18 protein-coding genes are annotated in these 15,728 nt (G+C 72.4%); 6 read left to right on the plus strand and 12 right to left on the minus strand.

Annotated features, from left to right (window positions below; genetic code table 11):
- Window positions 1-62: 62 nt before the first annotated feature.
- Window positions 63-722, minus strand: a complete 660-nt coding sequence (locus E5671_RS10575; RefSeq protein ID WP_160503591.1) for a transcriptional regulator — start codon at window positions 720-722, stop codon at window positions 63-65.
- A gap of 91 nt (window positions 723-813) precedes the next feature.
- Here E5671_RS10575 and E5671_RS10580 point away from each other — a divergent pair, with 91 nt between their 5' ends.
- From E5671_RS10580 to E5671_RS10590, 3 genes are all read left to right on the plus strand, one after another.
- Complete coding sequence (locus E5671_RS10580) at window positions 814-1,269, plus strand: tellurite resistance TerB family protein (RefSeq protein ID WP_160503592.1); 456 nt, start codon at window positions 814-816, stop codon at window positions 1,267-1,269.
- A 252-nt stretch (window positions 1,270-1,521) separates the two neighbouring features.
- A complete protein-coding gene (locus E5671_RS10585) occupies window positions 1,522-2,097 on the plus strand; it encodes a TerD family protein (RefSeq protein ID WP_160503593.1) in 576 nt (191 codons plus the stop codon).
- 79 nt (window positions 2,098-2,176) lie between these two features.
- Window positions 2,177-2,581, plus strand: a complete 405-nt coding sequence (locus E5671_RS10590; protein WP_160503594.1) for a CoA-binding protein — start codon at window positions 2,177-2,179, stop codon at window positions 2,579-2,581.
- Window positions 2,582-2,767: 186 nt separating this feature from the next.
- Here the strand turns inward: E5671_RS10590 and E5671_RS10595 are convergent, their stop codons facing one another.
- Together E5671_RS10595 and E5671_RS10600 are read right to left on the minus strand one after the other, a co-directional pair.
- Window positions 2,768-3,616, minus strand: a complete 849-nt coding sequence (locus E5671_RS10595; RefSeq protein WP_160503595.1) for an ABC transporter permease — start codon at window positions 3,614-3,616, stop codon at window positions 2,768-2,770.
- Entirely contained in the window at window positions 3,613-4,494 is an 882-nt protein-coding gene (locus tag E5671_RS10600; RefSeq protein ID WP_160510107.1) for an ABC transporter ATP-binding protein, read from the minus strand. Before E5671_RS10600 ends, E5671_RS10595 begins: the two co-directional genes overlap by 4 nt.
- Before the next feature lie 234 nt (window positions 4,495-4,728).
- Between E5671_RS10600 and E5671_RS10605 the strand changes: the two genes are divergently transcribed.
- Window positions 4,729-5,592, plus strand: coding sequence for a GbsR/MarR family transcriptional regulator (locus E5671_RS10605; RefSeq protein WP_160503596.1), 864 nt, complete (start codon window positions 4,729-4,731; stop codon window positions 5,590-5,592).
- Window positions 5,593-5,703: 111 nt separating this feature from the next.
- Here E5671_RS10605 and E5671_RS10610 read toward each other — a convergent pair whose 3' ends face one another.
- The 9 genes from E5671_RS10610 to E5671_RS10650 all read right to left on the minus strand — a co-directional run bounded on the left by E5671_RS10610 (window position 5,704) and on the right by E5671_RS10650 (window position 13,214).
- Window positions 5,704-6,297, minus strand: coding sequence for a sigma-70 family RNA polymerase sigma factor (locus E5671_RS10610; RefSeq protein ID WP_160503597.1), 594 nt, complete (start codon window positions 6,295-6,297; stop codon window positions 5,704-5,706).
- Window positions 6,298-6,505: 208 nt separating this feature from the next.
- On the minus strand, window positions 6,506-7,204 hold the full coding sequence (locus E5671_RS10615) for a hypothetical protein (RefSeq protein ID WP_160503598.1): 699 nt from the start codon (window positions 7,202-7,204) through the stop codon (window positions 6,506-6,508).
- Between the two features lie 150 nt (window positions 7,205-7,354).
- Window positions 7,355-8,152 (minus strand): DJ-1/PfpI family protein, encoded by a 798-nt coding sequence (locus E5671_RS10620; protein WP_160503599.1) that lies wholly within the window; start codon window positions 8,150-8,152, stop codon window positions 7,355-7,357.
- A 6-nt stretch (window positions 8,153-8,158) separates the two neighbouring features.
- A complete protein-coding gene (locus E5671_RS10625) occupies window positions 8,159-8,701 on the minus strand; it encodes a copper chaperone PCu(A)C (RefSeq protein ID WP_160503600.1) in 543 nt (180 codons plus the stop codon).
- A complete protein-coding gene (locus E5671_RS10630) occupies window positions 8,698-11,001 on the minus strand; it encodes a heavy metal translocating P-type ATPase (protein ID WP_160503601.1) in 2,304 nt (767 codons plus the stop codon). The genes E5671_RS10625 and E5671_RS10630 overlap by 4 nt, the downstream gene beginning before the upstream one ends.
- Window positions 10,998-11,213 carry a hypothetical protein gene (locus E5671_RS10635; RefSeq protein ID WP_160503602.1) on the minus strand — a complete coding sequence of 72 codons (216 nt, stop codon included), beginning with the start codon at window positions 11,211-11,213 and terminating at the stop codon, window positions 10,998-11,000. Before E5671_RS10635 ends, E5671_RS10630 begins: the two co-directional genes overlap by 4 nt.
- A gap of 124 nt (window positions 11,214-11,337) precedes the next feature.
- Complete coding sequence (locus tag E5671_RS10640) at window positions 11,338-12,129, minus strand: lysophospholipid acyltransferase family protein (RefSeq protein ID WP_160503603.1); 792 nt, start codon at window positions 12,127-12,129, stop codon at window positions 11,338-11,340.
- Window positions 12,126-12,890, minus strand: coding sequence for a GNAT family N-acetyltransferase (locus E5671_RS10645; protein ID WP_160503604.1), 765 nt, complete (start codon window positions 12,888-12,890; stop codon window positions 12,126-12,128). Before E5671_RS10645 ends, E5671_RS10640 begins: the two co-directional genes overlap by 4 nt.
- A gap of 42 nt (window positions 12,891-12,932) precedes the next feature.
- A complete protein-coding gene (locus E5671_RS10650) occupies window positions 12,933-13,214 on the minus strand; it encodes a hypothetical protein (protein ID WP_160503605.1) in 282 nt (93 codons plus the stop codon).
- Between the two features lie 184 nt (window positions 13,215-13,398).
- Between E5671_RS10650 and E5671_RS10655 the strand changes: the two genes are divergently transcribed.
- Window positions 13,399-14,055: a response regulator gene (locus E5671_RS10655; RefSeq protein ID WP_160503606.1), complete on the plus strand. Its 657-nt coding sequence runs from the start codon at window positions 13,399-13,401 to the stop codon at window positions 14,053-14,055.
- Window positions 14,056-14,133: 78 nt separating this feature from the next.
- Window positions 14,134-15,672: a sensor histidine kinase gene (locus E5671_RS10660; protein ID WP_160503607.1), complete on the plus strand. Its 1,539-nt coding sequence runs from the start codon at window positions 14,134-14,136 to the stop codon at window positions 15,670-15,672.
- Window positions 15,673-15,728: the final 56 nt, after the last annotated feature.

Raw genomic sequence — 15,728 nt, forward strand, 5'->3', positions numbered from 1 at the left:
CGAGCCGGGGGGGCGGAGACTGAGGCGGGGGGGGGCAGATGCGGTCAGAGGCCGCGCGCCGGCTAGGCGAGCGTCTCCCAGAACATCGCCTCGTACCGCTGGAGGAGCTTCCCGTAGCGCAGAGCGGACCCGCTCGCGTCGAGGCCCCGGTCCATGCCCGCGCGCACCGCGGCGAGTGCCTGCCGCTCCAGGTCGGGCGCGGGCTCGGCGAAGAAGACGAAGAAGCCGCAGGCCTCCTCGCTGAAGCCGTAGCGCGTCGGCAGCGCACGGGCGAGCGTCGCGCAATAGGCGCCCCAGGACGCGAAGTTGGCGGTCAGGGCGAGGACCACGTCGACGGGATCGCCGTTCAGGGCGAGCCAGGCCACGTACGCCGGATAGGCCTGGCAGCCCGCGCGCGGTTCGTACGCGTCGGCGTCGGTCTTGTCCACGCCGCAGGCCTCGATCAGGGCGCCGAGCCGGTCGAAGGCGAGCGTCTCGCCTTCGGCGAGGGTGCGGAAGAAGGCCGCGCACGCCTCTTCTCCGGTGGCGGCCGAGCGTTCGGCCAGGTGCAGGAAGGAGAGGCGGTCCGCGGGGATCACGGAGCGCTGCTCCAGAGCGAGAGCGGTGATCGCGGAACGGTTCGCGGTGCCGTCCGCGAGGCGCGGGACGAGCGGATTGGCCGCCGGGTCCGGCGCGAGCTGCGCCACCACGTCGTCGAGCAGATGCTGTGGGGTCCGTGTCATCGCCGGTCTCCCTGCCTTCCGTGGAACTTCTCGGCACTCCTGTTAGTTTCTACAGTGCTGTAGAAACTAGCTATCAACGTACGGAGCTCTCATGGCCCTGTGGGACCGCGTCAAGGAATCCGCATCGACGATGCAGACCCAGCTCATGGCGAAGAAGAACGACCTCAAGAGCGGCGCCTTCCGCGACTCCAGTATGGCGATGTGCGCCCTCGTGGCGGCCGCGGACGGCTCCATCGACCCGTCCGAACGGCAGCGCGTGGCCCAGCTCATCGCCACGAACGAGGTGCTGCAGAACTTCCCCGCCGACGAGTTGCGGCGCCGTTTCGACGACTACCTCGACAAGCTGACCGCGGACTTCGCGTTCGGCAAGGTCAGCGTGTTGCAGGAGGTCGCCAAGGCGAAGAAGAAGCCCGCCGAAGCGCGTGCCGTGGTGCAGATCGGCATCGTCATCGGCGGCGCGGACGGCGACTTCGACCCGACGGAGCGGGCGGTCGTGCGGGAGGCGTGCTTCGCCCTCGACCTGCCGCCGCACGAGTTCGACCTCTGATCGACCCCGGTCAACTCCGGCCGCACCGACGGTCGGTCCGCCGGTCGATCCGGTGAACCAACCAGGTCGACCGGCTCCGACCGTTCCTGACGGCTCTCTTGACGCCCCCTCGGGAAGCGCCACATCGTAACGGGACGCGGTATCGGGGACGCGGCACCCCCAATGTCGAAACTTCTACAGTGCTGTAGATTTAACCTTCCGGCCCTGACCACGGCCGGTACGCACTTCACCTCAGGATTTCAGGAGGACATCGTGGGAGTTTCCCTGGCCAAGGGCGGCAATGTCTCGCTCAGCAAGGAGGCCCCCGGCCTCACCGCCGTCCTGGTCGGCCTGGGCTGGGACGTCCGCACGACCACCGGCACGGACTACGACCTCGACGCCAGCGCACTGCTCTGCGACGACTCGGGGAAGGTCGTGTCCGACCAGCACTTCATCTTCTACAACCAGCTCAAGAGCCCCGACGGTTCGGTCGAGCACACCGGCGACAACCTCACCGGTGAGGGCGAGGGCGACGACGAGGCCGTGAAGGTGAACCTCGCGCAGGTGCCCGCCGAGATCACGAAGATCGTCTTCCCGGTGTCCATCCACGACGCCGAGAACCGCGGCCAGAGCTTCGGCCAGGTCCGAGGCGCCTTCATCCGCGTGGTCAACCAGGCGGACAACGTGGAGATCGCCCGCTACGACCTGACCGAGGACGCGTCGACCGAGACCGCCATGGTCTTCGGCGAGCTCTACCGCCACGGCACGGAGTGGAAATTCCGCGCGGTCGGCCAGGGTTATGCCAGTGGGCTGCGCGGCATCGCGTCGGACTTCGGCGTGAATGTCTGACGTACGCGTCTGACGTACGGCGTCTGACGTACGTCTCATCGCGCGGTTAAGCGACCAACGGCGGCAGAAGGAGCGGGACGTGTACGGCGATCCGGCAACAGTGCGCAAGATCCTGACGGAGCTCGGAGACACCTGGGCGGTCGTGGGCCTGTCCACGAACGAGGAGCGAGCGGCGTACGGGGTCGCGGGCGTCCTGCAGCGGTACGGCAAGCGCATCGTCCCGATCCACCCGAAGGCCGAGGCGGTACACGGCGAGCAGGGCTACCCGTCCCTCTCCGCGGTGCCGTTCAAGATCGACGTCGTCGACGTCTTCCTCAACAGCGCCCTCGCGGGCCAGGCCGCCGAGGAAGCCGTCGCGATCGGCGCACAGGCGGTCTGGTTCCAGCTGGGCGTCGTAGACGAAGCGGCGTACGAACGGACGCGGGCGGCGGGCCTTGAGATGGTGATGGACCGTTGCCCGGCGATCGAACTCCCCATGCTGTAACGCTCCGCTGGGGGGGCGGTGTTGATTCGCGGGCCCGGTGTTGGGCCCGCGGGCCCCGTGTTGATGACCTGCGGTTCCGGTGATGACCCGCGGGCCCAGTCATGAACCCGCGAGCGCCGTCATGAACCCGCGGGTCCGGTGGGGGTCGGGCGCGCAGTTCCCCGCGCCCCTTACGGGGCGCGCCCCTCACCCCACCCGCCGCAGCGCCCTCTCCCGGCGTTTCGCCACGTTGGAGCCCGACTCCCTGCGTGCCATCCGGCGCAGTACGGCGGGGGCCACCAGCAGGCCGAGCGCTGCCCAGGCGCCCAGCGCCCCGGCCGTCTCCCAGTGCCGCCAGGAGTCGGCGATCTCGATGCCGGCCGCGCTGTCCGGCAGCAGGGCCGAGCGCATGCCCAGGCCGAGCCAGTAGACGGGGAACGCCTGGGCGACCCATTGCAGCCAGTCCGGCAGGGCGGTGATCGGGTAGAAGATGCCGGAGATCGCGATCATGCCCATGACCGGCAGCTGGATCAGGCCCTGGCTGCGCGCGCTGGTGAACACCGAGCCGAGGATCGCGCCGATGGGAAGCGTCGCGACCATGCCGAGGACCAGCACCCAGGCCAGCGTCAGCCAGGAGCCGGGGCCTCCGATCGCGAGGCCCTCGACGATCAGGACCCCGGGGATCACCAGGATCGCGAGGTCGGCGAGCAGGCCGCCGGCCACGGAGACGACCTTGCCGATGAGGTAGCCCGGCATCCCGTTCGGCGTGGCCTTGGCGCGCAGTAGGGTGCCGTCCTCGCGTTCGGCCGTGAGCGCCTGGCTCATGCTGACCATGCCCATCGCCGCGTTCATGCCGAGAATGCTCGGCAGGGCGAGGGTGCCGAGCAGCAGTCCGCTCGTGCCGAACGCCGTGTCCCGCATGAAGAACAGGACGGTCAGCATCAGCACCGGCCAGAGCAGGTGGGAGACCACGTCGCCGCCGTTGGTGAACGACTGCCGCAGTTCGATCAGGCCCCGGGCCAAGCCCGCCCGGACCGCCACGCTCGTCGCGTTCACAGGGCCACGGCCTTCGCGCTCGCGGTCGCGCGCGTCTCGGCCTTGCCCTGGCGCCGTACCAGCGCCAGGTAGGTGTCCTCCAAAGAGGCCCTGCGGACCTCCAGTTCACCCACGGCGTCCCCGTACTCACGGAACAACTCGCGGACGAACGAGGTCGATTCGGGTGTGGACTTCACGAAGCGCCGTCCGCCGCGCGTCCAGCGCACCTCGTCATCGCCCGCGATCCGCCGCGCCAGCTCGCCCGGCGAACCGTCCGCGATGATCCGCCCCCCGACGAGGATCATCATGCGGTCGGCGAGTCTGGCCGCCTCGTGCAGGTCGTGCGTGGTGAGCAGGATCGTGGTCGCATGATCGTCGGCGAGGCGGCGGACGAGTGCGTGGAACTCCCGCCGGGCCTCCGGGTCGAAGCCCGCGGTGGGCTCGTCCAGGAACAGCAGTTCGGGGCGGCCGACGATGCCGATCGCGACGTCCAGCCTGCGCCGCTGCCCGCCGGACAGCGTCTTGATCTTCTTGCCCGCGTGCGCGGTCAGGCCTACCGCCGCCATGAGTTCATCGGTGTCCCACGGCCGACTGATCGCGCCGGTGGAGTAGGGCGCGTAGTACGTCCCGAGGTGCGCGAGCAGCTCACGCACCCGCCACTTGCCATGGTCGCGCCAGGACTGCAGGACGACCCCGATGCGCGCACGCCATGCCTCGGTGCCGAGCGCCGGGTCCGTTCCGAGCACCTGGACCCGGCCCGCCGAGCGCATGCGGAAACCTTCCATGATCTCGATGGTGGTGGTCTTGCCGGCCCCGTTCGGCCCGAGCAGGGCGAGTACTTCACCGTGCCGCGCCCGGAACGTCACATCGCGCAGCACGTCGGCCGTGCCGTAGCGCATGCGCAGTCCCTCGACATCGAGCACGACGTCCTCGCTCGTCGCCGTCACGTCAACTCCTCCCCGTATCCGTTCAGATACCGGCGAAGCTACGTTGCGTTCAATACGTCTTCAATGAATAACTGGACGAATATGCAGACCTCGTAGGGGATTACGAGGGTTCATTGCAATGGACTTGCCGATGAACGCAAGCACGCAAGCACGCGAGAACGCGAGAACGCGAGGAGGTCGACGCTCATGCCGGGAGGCAGGCTGACCCACCAGGACCGCCGGCACATCGGCGCGGGCCTCGCGGAGGGGCTCGGGTACGCCGAGATCGCCCGGCGCATCGACAGGCCGACATCGACCGTCAGCCGCGAGGTGGCCCGCAACGGCGGGCCGGAGAGGTACCGCGTCGACCACGCCCACCTCGCCACGGAACGACGCGCCCGCCGGCGCGGACGGATCCCGCGCCTCGATCCGGCCACGCCCTTCGACGCGTACGGACGCGACCCCGATGCCGTACGCGACTTCACCGAGCAGCTCGCGGCGCTCATGGTCAGGACCGGGGTTCCCCGCATGGCCGCGCGGGTGCTCGCCCGTCTGATCACCGACGACTCCGGCAGTCTGACCTCCGCGGACCTCGTCGAGCGGCTGCGGGTCAGCCCCGCGTCGGTGTCCCTGGCCGTCGCATATCTGGAGGGCCTCGAAGTGATCCGCCGCGAGCGGCGGCCGGGTCACCGTCGCGAGCAGTACGTCATCGACGACGGCGTCTGGCTCCGGGCTTGGATGACGAGCGCGCAGGCGCACGCGAGGTGGGCGGAGACCGCGCAGCAGGGCGTCGACGTCCTCGACGCGGCGACGCCCGCGGGGGCCCGGCTCTCCCACATGAGCGAGTTCTTCGCGACCCTCAGCGACGACATGAGCGGCGGCTCCGGAGCCGTCGACGACGCGCTGACCGTACTGGCCGCGCTGCGGCACGCGGGCGCCCCTCTCCCGGCGGGCCAGCTGGCCAACGCGCTGGGCTGGCCCCTGGACCGCGTGACCGAAGCCCTGCGCTGTGCCGCACCGGACCGCCTTACTCCGGCGCAGCTCAGGGCCTTGGAGCACCCAGCCACGTAGACGTGCGGGCGGCGCGCGCGGAGCGGGCCGCCCTGGCTGATGGCGGCTCTGGCTCACGAGCGCTCTGGCTGACGGCCGCCCGGCATCAAGGCCGGGCGGCCGTAGGGCGCGTCAGGCCGCGGCGCCCGCCAGCGCGGGGCGCTCGGCTTCCCGCAGGCGCTCCATCAGCGAGACGCGGGCCCGCGCCACGCGCGAGCGCACCGTGCCCACCGGACAGCCGGTGAGCAGCGCGGCTTCCGCGTAGGGCAGCCCGAGGAGCTGGGTGAGGACGAAGGCCTCACGCCGTTCGTCGGGCAGCGTCGCCAGGAGGTCGGCGAGGACCACGCCGTCGTCGAAGCCCGGCAGGCCCCTCGGCTGGGCCCGCTCCGCGGCCGACTGCCAGTCGTCCGTGTCGCAGAGGCGGGGCCGGGCCGCGGCGTGCCGCAGGCTGTCGATCACCGCGCGCCGGGCGATGGACAGCAGCCACGTACGGGCGGACGAGCGCCCTTCGAAACGGTGCAGGCTGCCGAGGGCCCGCAGGAACGTGTCCTGCGTCAGGTCCTCGGCGGCCTGCGGATCGCCGCCGAGGTACGTCACGTACCGGCGGACGTCCCGGTGCAGGGCGCGTACGAAGTGCTCGACCGCTTCGGGGTCTCCGGCGCGGGCGGCGAGCGCCCAGGCCGTTATCGACTCGTCGGGTGAGCTGGGCAGGGCAGGAATGATCACCTGGTGTCCTTCTCGGGAGTCCGGGACCCGGGACGCGCCGTACGTACCTGAGCACCTGAGCACCTGAGCACGTGCGTACCTGCGTACCCGCGTACGTGCGTCCGGCGGGTCCGGTGAGGGGGTACGGCCGCGCGCGAGTGCGTACGACCGATGCCCGAGCCGCCCGGCCGCGCGATGTGGCGCGGGAACGGCGTCGGGGAGCCGGCTGTCAGGCGACAGCGGTCCCCGCGGGCGGACCCCGAGAAGTGATGGCGTGGACCAGAAGCAACTGCCGCGGCCGGCCCGCCGAACGGTGGCGATGGGGCCGGATGCGGGGCCGGTGTGCGGGCGTGGGCAGCGCCAGAGGCACCCGCAGCGGGGCGACGAGCCACCCGGCGAAGGCGCGGGCGACACGGAAGGCCGCGCGTTCGCCGTGCGCGAGCCAGAGGCCGCAGAAGAGCGCGGCGAGAAGGTGGGCGGCGAGCATGCCGGTCGGCGACATGCCGCTCATGTCGTGGCCGCCGCCCATGTGATCCATGTGCTCCATGGAGGAGCCCATCGAAGACGCGGGCATGGCCGGCATGGGTGTCGCGCCCGCTTCGGGCATCGGCGCGGCGCAGAGCATGTGCTGCACCCACCGCCGCACGAGCGGCTCTCCGCCCGAGGGCTGAGCCGCGGCCTGGGCCAGGGAGAACCCCGAGTGCAGCGCGGCCTGCGCAGCCACCGCCAGGGAGACGACCAGGGGCAGCCCCCGCTCGCGCCCGGCCAGCAGCCACGCGGTGCCGCCGACTCCGACGGCTCCGGCACCCAGCGTCCACCAGGGCACCGAGGTCCCCGACATCATGACGTGCCCCAGGGCAGCGAGCAGCACACAGGCGGCCGCGAACACCGCAGCCCGTACCGCGCGAGAACACCACCCAGCAGTCATGGCGGGGACATCTTTGCATTCGCGCCACTCCTTTCACGGACGGGTACGCGAAATGAACCCGGCCCGCTCACTCGCCCCGCACGTGTGAGCCACGGCACACCAACCCGCGGGAACTGAACGGCACTCCGCCCCGACTGCTGGGGGGGGGAGTCAGCGCGCCGAGTCCTCCAGGAGCTTCAGGGCCAGCGCCTCCGTCTCCGCGTCGGCCTTCTCGGGACTGCCCGTGTCGTACGGCGGGTCCGGGTCGTACTCGACGGCCAGCTGCATCGCCATGGCGACCTTCTCGCCGGAGAGGCGGGAGGCGAGGTGCAGGCCCATGTCGATGCCGGCGGATACGCCCGCCGCCGTAATGATCTTCCCGGTCTCGACGAAGCGGCCGGGGGTGTAGACGGCGCCGACCTCCTTCAAGTAGGGGCGTGACGCCCAGTAGGTGGTGGCCGGGAGTCCCCGGAGCAGGCCCGCCGAGCCGAGGATCAGGGAGCCGGTGCAGACCGAAGTGGTCCACGTGGAGCGGCGGTGGATGCGGCGGATCCACCGGTGGGCGTCGGCGTCCTCCATCATCGCGACGGTCCCGCGGTTGCCGCCGCCGGGCACCAGCAGCACATCGGCCCGGGTGACGTCGCTCATGGCCCGCTCGGCCACCAGCGTCAGCTCGCCGGTGTCGGTGCGGACCGGGCCCGCCTGCCGGGCGACCATCGTCACGCGGACGCCCGGTACGCGGCACAGCATTTCGTACGGACCGACGGCGTCCAGGGCGGTGAAGCCGTCGTAGAGCAGCACGGCGACACTCAGCTCCCTCGCGTCGTCCTGCACGGGGGCGTCGCGCTCCGCCGCGTGCGCGGGGCAGCCCGACGCGGCGGCGAGTCCGGCCGCACCCAGCGTCCCTGCCACCGCGCCCCGCAGCAGCCGACGACGGCCCGTACCGATCCTGGGTTCCTCAGCGCTCATCTCTTCTCAACTCCCTGTGTTGTAAAGGCTGTTGAATCCTCCAGCGGACGGCCGGACCACGACCGCGTCGGCCCGGATGCTGCCGCCGTCCCGGAAGTGCAGGGTGAACGGCACCGTGTCGCCCAGCCGCCACCGGCCGCGGGCCCGCAGCATCACGTCCACACCGAGCGGCGACATCGCGAGGGTCCCGTGCGCCGGGACCTCCACCGAGTCCGCGCCGCTCATGTACGCCGCCCGGCCGCCCGTGGTCCGGTGGCGGCCCAGCATGGCCTCGTCGGCGGCCGCGGATTCGGACGTGACGCCGGTCAACCGGTCGGCCGAGCCTCCCCTGTTGGTGATGCGGAAGTAGGCCGAGGTGTCCTCCGTGTCCCCGAACGGCAGGAACACCCGTCCCGCCCCGACCTCGATCCGTGCGGGCCTGCCCGCGCCGCCCGAGCCCACCCACGTGGTCAGTCCGCCGAGGGCGACAGCGCACGCCGTGACGGGTGCGAGTGCGGCGAGCAGGGGGCGGCGGAGGCGGCCGACTGCCGACCGGAAGGCCTCGCTCATCGCGTTCCGCCCTTCCGTGCCCGTGCGGCACCGCCCCGCACCGGACTCGGCCGCCAGCTGCGCAGCCGCAGGCTGTTGCCCACCACCAGGAGCGAGCTGACCGACATCGCGGCGGCCGCGACCATGGGGTCGAGCAGGCCGACCGCCGCCAAAGGCACGGTGACCGCGTTGTAGCCGAACGCCCAGACGAGGTTCGTCCGGATCGTGCGCAGGGTGCGGCGGGCCAGGAGGACCGCGTCCGCGACGGTCTCGATGTCGCCGCGTACGAGCGTGACGTCGGCGGCTCCGGCGGCCGCGTCGGTGCCGCCGCCCATGGCGATGCCGAGGTCCGCGCCCGCGAGGGCGGCCGCGTCGTTCACACCGTCCCCGATGACGGCGACACGGTGGCCCGCCTCCCTCAACTCCCTTACGAGGTCGGCCTTTCCTTCGGGTGTGCAGCGCGCGTGGATCTCTGTGATGCCGAGGTCCGCGGCGACCGCGCGGGCCGTCGCCTCGCGGTCCCCGGTGGCGAGCACCGGACGCACGCCGAGGCGGCGGAGCCGGTCGACGGCTCGGTAGCTCCCCGGGCGTACGACGTCACCGATCGCGATCAGGGCCTGGGCCGCGCCGTCCACGCGGACCACGACCGCGGTGTGCGCGGCGGCTTCGGCAGCGGTCAGCGCCTGGGCCAGCTCGTCGGGCAACTCACCCTCGGGGGCTCCGACTTCGACGGCGAAGCCCTCGACGCGGCCGCTCACCCCGCTGCCAGGCGTGGCACGGAACCCGGTCACCCGGGGCAGGTCACGCCCCGCGTACGCCACGACCGCCCGGCCCAGCGGATGTTCCGCACCCCGCTCCACCGCACCGGCGAGCCGCAGTACGTCGTCCCGTCCGATACCGTCCGCCGTCACGGTGACCCGGGCGACGCTCATCCGCCCGGAGGTGAGCGTGCCGGTCTTGTCCAGGACCACGGCATCGACGTGCCGCAAGGTCTCCAGGGCCCGCGGTCCGCGCACCAGGACGCCGAGTTGGGCGCCACGCCCGGTGGCGGCGAGCAGGGCGGTGGGGGTCGCGAGGCCGAGCGCGCAGGGGCAGGCCACGACCAGGATCGCCACGCACGCCGTCACGGCGGACTGCGGGGCGGCTCCAGCGCCGAGCCAGAAGCCGAGCACCGTGACGGCAAGCGCGAGCACCACCGGCACGAACCCACCCGCCACCGTGTCCGCGAGCCGCTGCGCCCGCGCCTTGCCCGCCTGGGCCTCGGTGACCAGGCGGGTGATGCGGGCGAGCCGCGTATCGGCGCCGACCGCCGTGGCACGCACCAGGAGCAGCCCTCCGACGTTGACGGCGCCACCGGTCACCGGGGCGTCGGGGCCGACCTCGACGGGCTCGCTCTCCCCCGTGACCAGGGAGAGGTCCAGGGCCGAGCTGCCCTCTCGTACCACGCCATCGGTGGCGACCCGCTCCCCCGGCCGCACGACGAAGTTCTGGCCGACGCGCAGCCGGGCGAGGGGGATGGTCCGTTCCGCGTCGTCGTCGAGGACCTCGACGTCCTTGACGGTCAGGCTCGCCAGGGAGCGCAGCGCCGCGCCCGTCCCGTGCCGGGCGCGCGCCTCCAGGTACCGGCCCGTCAGGACGAACAGCGGTACGCCCACCACCGCTTCCAGATAGATGTGCGCGGCCCCGTCCGGCGCGGTCGGCAGCAGGCTGAACGGCATCCGCATGCCGGGGTGGCCCGCACCGCCGATGAAGAGGGCGTACGAGGACCAGGCGAACGAGGCGGCGACGCCGAGGGAGACGAGCGTGTCCATGGTCGCCGCGGAGTACCGCAGGCCACGCAGCGCGCGGGCGTGGAACGGCCAGGCGCCCCAGACGGCGACCGGCGCGGTCAGCACGAAGCACAGCCACTGCCAGTTGCGGAACTGCAGGGCGGGCACCATCGAGAGGAGGAGCACGGGGGCCGCCAGCAGGGCGACGGTCAGGAGGCGGTCGCGTTCACCTCGTACGTGCTCGTCGCGCTCCGGCCCGGAATCCGATGCGGGTGGGCGCTCCTGGGCCCGCTCCGGCTGCCGGACGGGTTCCGCCGTGCAGCCCGCTCGCTCGACCGCCGCGACGAGTTCACCGAGGGAGACGGCCGTCGGATGGGTCACCCTGGCCCGCCCGGTGGCCAGGTTCACCACCGCGTTCACGCCGTCCAGCCTGCCGAGCCGCTTCTCGACGCGTGCCACGCAGGCGCCGCAGGTCATCCCGCCGACCGCCAGGTCGGTGACCACGTCGGCGGCGGCACCGGGCGCGGCTCCGGGCGCCACGGATCCGCTCATCGGCCGCCGCCGGAGTGCATGTCCCCCATGCCTCCGCCCCCATGAGACCCGCCGCCGCCATCGCCGGGCTCCTTGTCCGTCTCGGTCTCGGTCCGCTGCATCCCGGGTGCGACCGGCCCGACGGCATCCCCCACGGCGTACGACACCGCGAAGATCACCGCGAGCAGCGCGAGGAACCCGCAGAGCAGGGGCAGTTGGGGGCGATCGCTCATCGCCGCTCTCCTGACACTCGTGAACGCGACAGCGCGGAACCGTCGCGCCCGCGCCTGTTCAGGAGTCGGCCGCGGAGGGGCCCGAGTTCCCGTGAGGCACGCCCCACTTGACCTCAATCAAGCTTCAGGTATGAGCGGGCAACTCATGTGCCCCGATGGCCGCTTGGGCCTCCGCGGCCATCGTTCGCCGGTCGGAGCCGCGCAGCGAGGCGTGCGCGGTGACCCGCACGGTCAGTCCCCGGGCGCGGGCCACGCGGTGCAGCGAGGCCCCGAAGGTCTCGTCGCCGAGGAAGGCGGCGGTGGTGCTGCGCGTGCCGTGCTGGTAGTAGCGGATGGTCACCGGCCGTACGGGCGCGCCGGCGTCGGCCGCCGCCTGGAAGGTGGCCCGCCTGAAGCGGCCACCCGCGACGGAACACCAGGTCGTGGCCTGCGGGAAGACGAGGACTGAGCGGCCTGAGCTCAGGGTCGACGCCAGCTCCGCGACCACATGGGGCAGTTGCCGCAGTCCGTCGCGGTCGATGAACTGGGACCCGGCCCGCCGGGCGAGCGCGCCGATGACCGGCCACTGGCCCACCTCGCGCTTGGCGAGGACGGTCACCGGCTCGACGGCGAGCAGGCTGACGACGTCGAGCCAGGAGATGTGATTGGCGACGATCAGAGTGCCGGGGCGGGAACCGGTCACCGTCAGCAGCCCGGGCCCCGCCTCGAGGCGTATGCCGAGCGCGCCCAGGATCCCCCGGGCCCGTGCCCGCAGCGCGCGCGGCCCGGCGAGCCGCTCGCCCTGAGCCACGCCGATGCCGATCTCGTACGCCAACGCCGCGTACCGGCGGGCCAGTTCGGCCGGCGGAACCTGCGGCGCCGAGGGTGTGACGCAGGCCGGGGTGCACAGCGCCGCCGGGGCTCCCGTGGGGCTCATGGCGTCTCCCCCAGGAAGTAGCGGCGGTAGCGGTCACCGAGCCGGTCCATGTCGAGGAGGACGAAGAAGTCGGCGACATCGAACTCGGGGTCGTGCGTGGGCGCCCCGCAGATCCACGCACCGAGGCGGAGGTACCCCCTCAGCAGCGGCGGCAGGTCGGCGTATACCGGCTGTTCCACCGTCGGCGCGGTGGGCACCCAGGGGCGCCGGGGATACACCCGCAGCTCGGGCGGGGACGCGTGCTTGGACGTGCCGAGCAGCCAGGCGCTGGAAGCCGCCTTGCCGCCGTCGGCCAGCGGCACCGAGGCGCAGCCCGCCAGATAGCGGTGGCCGGAGAGCAGGACGTAGCGGGCGAGCGCCGACCACATCAGGTTGATCACCGCGCCCGAGCGGTGGTCGGGGTGCACGCAGGAGCGGCCCGCCTCGATCGTGGAGGACCGCAGTCCGTCAAGGGCGCGCAGATCGAACTCGCTGTCCGAGTAGGACCGCTCGGCCCGCCCCGGCGGCAGCAGGCGGTAGGTGCCGACGACCTCGCCGGTGGCGGTGTCGGTGACGATCAGGTGGTCCACGAGGTCGTCGTAGGGGTCCACGTCGTGGCCGGGCAGGGAGGTGTGGAGAGCGGCGCCCATCTCCTCGCCGAAGACGCGGTACCGCAGCCGCTGGGCGGCCCGGATCTGCTCCTCGGAGTCGGCGATGGAGGTGACGTACGAGCTGGGGACGGGGGGAGCGGAGGGCGTCAAGGGGGCGGATGTCGAGGGCATGACAGATCCGGTCTCCGTTCGGGGAGTTCGGTGATGAAGGGCTCAGGCGTCGCGGCGCCCGAGGATCGCCGTGGCCAGGGTCAGGGACGCGGCCGTCCAGGCCGCGAGGAGCAGCAGCCCGGTGGCGGGACCGCAGAGGTCCGCCTGGCCGGTGAGGAACTGCGTGCCCGCCGCCTGGGGCAGGATCTGCGCCAGGTTCGTGAGGAAGTCGAGGGGAATCGATTGGAGGATCGTCGGCACGATGAGCAGCAGCACGAACAGCACGGTGATGGCCCCGGCTGAACTGCGCACGATGGCCGCGAGGCCGACGGTCAGGACACTCATGAGCATCAGGTGAACGGCGATCGCAAACACCCGCCCCCAAGTCCCTCTCGGTGCCCGCGCCTTCGGTGGCGCGGGCGGTGATGACAGGGACGCTACGAAGCGGCGCGGCCTGGGGCAGGGGACCTTGGTCAGCACCTGCCCTGCACTTTCGTAAGGTCCCGAACGGCCGGGGTAGCGTGCTCGCATGATCCGAGTGCTGCTTGCCGACGACGAGGCGATGATCAGGGCCGGGGTGCGGGCGATCCTCGGCACGGCCGATGGCATCGAGGTCGTCGCCGAGGCCGCCGACGGGCGCGAGGCGGTCGACCTCACGCTCAGGCACCGCCCGGACGTCTGTCTCCTCGACATCCGGATGCCCCGGCTCGACGGTCTCCAGGCGGCGGCCGAGCTGCGCAAGGTCGCGCCCGATGCGGCCGTGGCGATGCTCACCACGTTCTCCGAGGACGAGTACATCGCGAGCGCTCTCGGCTCGGGAGCCGCCGGTTTCCTCCTCAAGTCCGGCAATCCACGCGAGCTGATCGCCGGGGTCCAGGCCGTCGCCGATGGCGGCGCGTATCTCTCCCCGTCGATCGCGCGGCGGGTCATCTCCCACCTCGGGGCGGGGCAGCTCGGCAAGCAGGCCACCGCGCGGGCCCGCGTCGAGGAGCTGACGGCCCGCGAGCGCGAGGTGCTCGCGCTGGTCGGGGCCGGGCTGTCGAACGCGGAGATCGCCGGGCGGCTGCACGTCGTCGAGGGCACGGTGAAGGCGTACGTCAGCCAGGTCCTGGCCCGCCTCGGCTTCAAGAACCGGGTACAGGCCGCGATCCTCGCGTACGAGGCGGGGCTCGTCGGCGGGGAGTGAGCGCCCCCAGGGCCGGGAGTGGCGAGCCCCTACTTTCGTCAGGGGCGCGGGCCGGGGGTGATCGGCGATGCTTGGCGGATGCGCGGCGCAAACGGCTGGCTCACCCGGCTCTTCGACATCGGGCTGTGGCTCGTGGTGTGCGCGCCACCGGTCTCGGCCGCCCTCGGTCTCGACGGACGCGACGCGGTCGTGGCGGCCGTGGGTGTCCCGCTGCTCGGAGGCGCCGTCGCGTTCAGCAGGCGGTGGCCGCTCGCCGCGCTCGCCGTGCCGGTCGCGCTGAGTCTGATGACGGACCCGGAGATGCTCACGCCCGCCTACTGGGCGGCCCTGGCCGTCTTCGGGTATCTCGCCGGCAGCCGAACGGTCGCGGTGCGTCCCGCGCTGTGGTTCTTCGGGGCGGTCGCCGTGGCCGGGCTCGTGCTGTGCGCGATCGTGGCGAGCGATCTGTGGGACTGGCCCACGATGCTCCTGACACTCCTGATCGGCGTGGTGCTGCCCTGGCTGCTCGGCCGCTACCGCCGTCAGTACGCCGACCTGATGGCCACCGGCTGGCGGCTCGCCGAGCGCATGGAACACGAGCAGCAGGCCGTCGCCGACCGCACCCGTATCCGCGAACGGGCCAGGATCGCGGGCGACATGCACGACTCGCTCGGCCACGACCTGACGCTCATCGCGGTCCAGGCGGGCGCCCTCGAAGTCGACCCCACCCTCGACGCCCGCCAGCAGGCTGCCGTCGGCGAACTGCGGGAGGCGGCGGGGGCGGCGACCGAACGGCTGCGGGAGATCATCGGCGTGCTGCGGGCCGACGACGAAGTGCCGCCGAGAGCGCCGTCGGAGGAGAGCGCGGACACCGTGGTCGAGCGTGCGCGGGCCTCCGGGGTCGAGGTCACCCTCGAACGGTCGGGGGCCACGGATGACTTGCCGCCGATGGTCGCCCTCGCCGTCCACCGCGTGGTCCAGGAGTCCCTGACGAACGCCGCCAAGCACGCGCCCGGCGCCGCGGTCCGGGTCCGCGTCGCGCGGGACGGCGACACGCTGCGCCTGACCGTGGTGAACGGCCCTGCCCCGGCCGGACGCCTGCCCGGGGTGGCGTCGGGCGGCAGCGGACTCGTCGGCCTCGACGAGCGGGTGCGCCTGGCCGGCGGCACGCTGCGCGCGGGCCCCACGGACGACGGCGGCTTCGATGTGACCGCCGAGCTGCCCGCGGCGGGAGCCGCCCCTCGCGCCGTCGAACCGCCCCGGCCGACCGCCTCGGCACGCGAACTGGACCTGGCCAGGCGGCAGATCAGAAGACGGCTCATCCAGGCGGTCCTCGCCCCGCCGGCGGTCCTCGCCGGAATCCTGTTCCTCATGATCCCCCTCAGCCTGATCAGCTCCGTCTTCTCGGTCCTCGACCGTGAGGTGTACGACGGCCTGACGGCCGGGGAGCCGCGCGACGAAGTGGAGTCCCGGCTGCCGAGGTTCACCAGGGACGGCGCGCCGGACGGCGCGCCCGCGACGCCGCGCGGCCAGGACTGCGCGTACTACAGCACCCGCTTCATGTCCGGCGACGGCTACCGCCTCTGCTTCGCCGACGGACGGCTCGTGTCCAAGTCGGTCGTGGGCGAGGACGACTGAGGAGGCGTCCTGTGTGACCGTACAGACTCAGGCAGCACCCGCGAACGAAAGGCAGT

The sequence above is a fragment of the Streptomyces sp. BA2 genome (assembly GCF_009769735.1).
In the GTDB taxonomy this organism is placed as follows: Bacteria; Actinomycetota; Actinomycetes; order Streptomycetales; family Streptomycetaceae; genus Streptomyces.

Coding starts and splice junctions, on each gene's coding strand:
- E5671_RS10575 (WP_160503591.1), bottom strand. CDS start 722: ATGACACGGACCCCACAGCATCTGCTCGACGACGTGGTGGCGCAGCTC.
- E5671_RS10580 (WP_160503592.1), top strand. CDS start 814: ATGGCCCTGTGGGACCGCGTCAAGGAATCCGCATCGACGATGCAGACC.
- E5671_RS10600 (WP_160510107.1), bottom strand. CDS start 4,494: ATGCGCTACGGCACGGCCGACGTGCTGCGCGATGTGACGTTCCGGGCG.
- E5671_RS10605 (WP_160503596.1), top strand. CDS start 4,729: ATGCCGGGAGGCAGGCTGACCCACCAGGACCGCCGGCACATCGGCGCG.
- E5671_RS10615 (WP_160503598.1), bottom strand. CDS start 7,204: ATGACTGCTGGGTGGTGTTCTCGCGCGGTACGGGCTGCGGTGTTCGCG.
- E5671_RS10620 (WP_160503599.1), bottom strand. CDS start 8,152: ATGAGCGCTGAGGAACCCAGGATCGGTACGGGCCGTCGTCGGCTGCTG.
- E5671_RS10625 (WP_160503600.1), bottom strand. CDS start 8,701: ATGAGCGAGGCCTTCCGGTCGGCAGTCGGCCGCCTCCGCCGCCCCCTG.
- E5671_RS10630 (WP_160503601.1), bottom strand. CDS start 11,001: ATGAGCGGATCCGTGGCGCCCGGAGCCGCGCCCGGTGCCGCCGCCGAC.
- E5671_RS10635 (WP_160503602.1), bottom strand. CDS start 11,213: ATGAGCGATCGCCCCCAACTGCCCCTGCTCTGCGGGTTCCTCGCGCTG.
- E5671_RS10640 (WP_160503603.1), bottom strand. CDS start 12,129: ATGAGCCCCACGGGAGCCCCGGCGGCGCTGTGCACCCCGGCCTGCGTC.
- E5671_RS10645 (WP_160503604.1), bottom strand. CDS start 12,890: ATGCCCTCGACATCCGCCCCCTTGACGCCCTCCGCTCCCCCCGTCCCC.
- E5671_RS10650 (WP_160503605.1), bottom strand. CDS start 13,214: ATGAGTGTCCTGACCGTCGGCCTCGCGGCCATCGTGCGCAGTTCAGCC.
- E5671_RS10655 (WP_160503606.1), top strand. CDS start 13,399: ATGATCCGAGTGCTGCTTGCCGACGACGAGGCGATGATCAGGGCCGGG.
- E5671_RS10660 (WP_160503607.1), top strand. CDS start 14,134: ATGCGCGGCGCAAACGGCTGGCTCACCCGGCTCTTCGACATCGGGCTG.